The 2936-nt window shown below is 52.5% G+C and carries 1 rRNA gene; it reads left to right on the top strand.

What is annotated here, in order from left to right:
• Positions 1 to 5: 5 nt before the first annotated feature.
• Positions 6 to 2936: ribosomal RNA gene (locus SLH52_RS23135) — 23S ribosomal RNA — on the top strand.

Genomic DNA, 2936 nt, shown 5'->3' with positions numbered 1-2936 from the left:
TTTAAGGTTAAGTTAGAAAGGGCGCACGGTGAATGCCTTGGCACTAGGAGCCGATGAAGGACGGGACTAACACCGAAATGCTTCGGGGAGCTGTAAGTAAGCAACGATCCGGAGATTTCCGAATGGGGAAACCCACTGTTCGTAATGGAGCAGTATCAATATCTGAATACATAGGGTATTGAAGGCAGACCCGGGGAACTGAAACATCTAAGTACCCGGAGGAAGAGAAAGCAAAAGCGATTTCCTGAGTAGCGGCGAGCGAAACGGAATAAGCCCAAACCAAGAGGCTTGCCTCTTGGGGTTGTAGGACACTCTATACGGAGTTACAAAGGAACGGAGTAGACGAAGCGATCTGGAAAGGTCCGTCGAAGAAGGTAACAACCCTGTAGTTGAAACTTCGTTCCCTCCAGAGTGGATCCTGAGTACGGCGGGACACGTGAAATCCCGTCGGAAGCTGGGAGGACCATCTCCCAAGGCTAAATACTCCCTAGTGACCGATAGTGAACCAGTACCGTGAGGGAAAGGTGAAAAGCACCCCGGAAGGGGAGTGAAAGAGATCCTGAAACCGTGTGCCTACAAGTAGTCAGAGCCCGTTAATGGGTGATGGCGTGCCTTTTGTAGAATGAACCGGCGAGTTACGATCCCGTGCAAGGTTAAGTTGAAGAGACGGAGCCGCAGCGAAAGCGAGTCTGAATAGGGCGAAATAGTACGTGGTCGTAGACCCGAAACCAAGTGATCTACCCATGTCCAGGGTGAAGTTCAGGTAACACTGAATGGAGGCCCGAACCCACGCACGTTGAAAAGTGCGGGGATGAGGTGTGGGTAGGGGTGAAATGCCAATCGAACTTGGAGATAGCTGGTTCTCTCCGAAATAGCTTTAGGGCTAGCCTCAAGTGAAGAGTCTTGGAGGTAGAGCACTGATTGGACTAGGGGCCCCCAACGGGTTACCGAATTCAGTCAAACTCCGAATGCCAAAGACTTATACTTGGGAGTCAGACTGCGAGTGATAAGATCCGTAGTCGAAAGGGAAACAGCCCAGACCACCAGCTAAGGTCCCAAAGTATACGTTAAGTGGAAAAGGATGTGGAGTTGCATAGACAACCAGGATGTTGGCTTAGAAGCAGCCACCATTTAAAGAGTGCGTAATAGCTCACTGGTCGAGTGACTCTGCGCCGAAAATGTACCGGGGCTAAACGTATCACCGAAGCTGTGGACTGTCCTAACGGACAGTGGTAGGAGAGCGTTCTAAGTGCAGCGAAGCTAGACCGAGAGGACTGGTGGAGCGCTTAGAAGTGAGAATGCCGGTATGAGTAGCGAAAGAGGGGTGAGAATCCCCTCCACCGAATGCCTAAGGTTTCCTGAGGAAGGCTCGTCCGCTCAGGGTAAGTCGGGACCTAAGCCGAGGCCGAAAGGCGTAGGCGATGGACAACAGGTTGAGATTCCTGTACCACCTCCTCACCATTTGAGCAATGGGGGGACGCAGAAGGATAGGGTAAGCGCACTGTTGGATATGTGCGTCCAAGCAGTTAGGCTGACAAGTAGGTAAATCCGCTTGTCATAAAGGCTGAGCTGTGATGGCGAGGGAAATATAGTACCGAAGTTCCTGATTCCACACTGCCAAGAAAAGCCTCTAGCGAGGTGAGAGGTGCCCGTACCGCAAACCGACACAGGTAGGCGAGGAGAGAATCCTAAGGTGAGCGAGAGAACTCTCGTTAAGGAACTCGGCAAAATGACCCCGTAACTTCGGGAGAAGGGGTGCTTTTTAGGGTGAATAGCCCTGAGAAGCCGCAGTGAAAAGGCCCAGGCGACTGTTTAGCAAAAACACAGGTCTCTGCGAAGCCGCAAGGCGAAGTATAGGGGCTGACACCTGCCCGGTGCTGGAAGGTTAAGAGGAGGGGTTATCCGTAAGGAGAAGCTCTGAATCGAAGCCCCAGTAAACGGCGGCCGTAACTATAACGGTCCTAAGGTAGCGAAATTCCTTGTCGGGTAAGTTCCGACCCGCACGAAAGGTGTAACGATCTGGGCACTGTCTCAACGAGAGACTCGGTGAAATTATAGTACCTGTGAAGATGCAGGTTACCCGCGACAGGACGGAAAGACCCCGTGGAGCTTTACTGTAGCCTGATATTGAATTTTGGTACAGCTTGTACAGGATAGGTAGGAGCCGTAGAAACCGGAGCGCTAGCTTCGGTGGAGGCGTCGGTGGGATACTACCCTGGCTGTATTGAAATTCTAACCTACGGAGCTAATCGCTTCGGGAGACAGTGTCAGGTGGGCAGTTTGACTGGGGCGGTCGCCTCCTAAAAAGTAACGGAGGCGCCCAAAGGTTCCCTCAGAATGGTTGGAAATCATTCGAAGAGTGCAAAGGCATAAGGGAGCTTGACTGCGAGACCTACAAGTCGAGCAGGGACGAAAGTCGGGCTTAGTGATCCGGTGGTTCCGCATGGAAGGGCCATCGCTCAACGGATAAAAGCTACCCCGGGGATAACAGGCTTATCTCCCCCAAGAGTCCACATCGACGGGGAGGTTTGGCACCTCGATGTCGGCTCATCGCATCCTGGGGCTGTAGTCGGTCCCAAGGGTTGGGCTGTTCGCCCATTAAAGCGGTACGCGAGCTGGGTTCAGAACGTCGTGAGACAGTTCGGTCCCTATCCGTCGTGGGCGTAGGAAATTTGAGAGGAGCTGTCCTTAGTACGAGAGGACCGGGATGGACACACCGCTGGTGTACCAGTTGTCCTGCCAAGGGCATAGCTGGGTAGCTATGTGTGGAAGGGATAAGTGCTGAAAGCATCTAAGCATGAAGCCCCCCTCAAGATGAGATTTCCCATAGCGTAAGCTAGTAAGATCCCTCGAAGATGACGAGGTTGATAGGTCTGAGGTGGAAGCGTGGTGACACGTGGAGCTGACAGATACTAATAGATCGAGGACTTAACCAA

Source organism: Cytobacillus sp. IB215665, assembly GCF_033963835.1.
Taxonomy (GTDB): Bacteria; Bacillota; Bacilli; order Bacillales; family SM2101; genus Nanhaiella.
The sequence above is the reverse complement of the archived record's forward strand: the minus strand, read 5'-3'. Positions and strand labels throughout refer to the sequence as shown.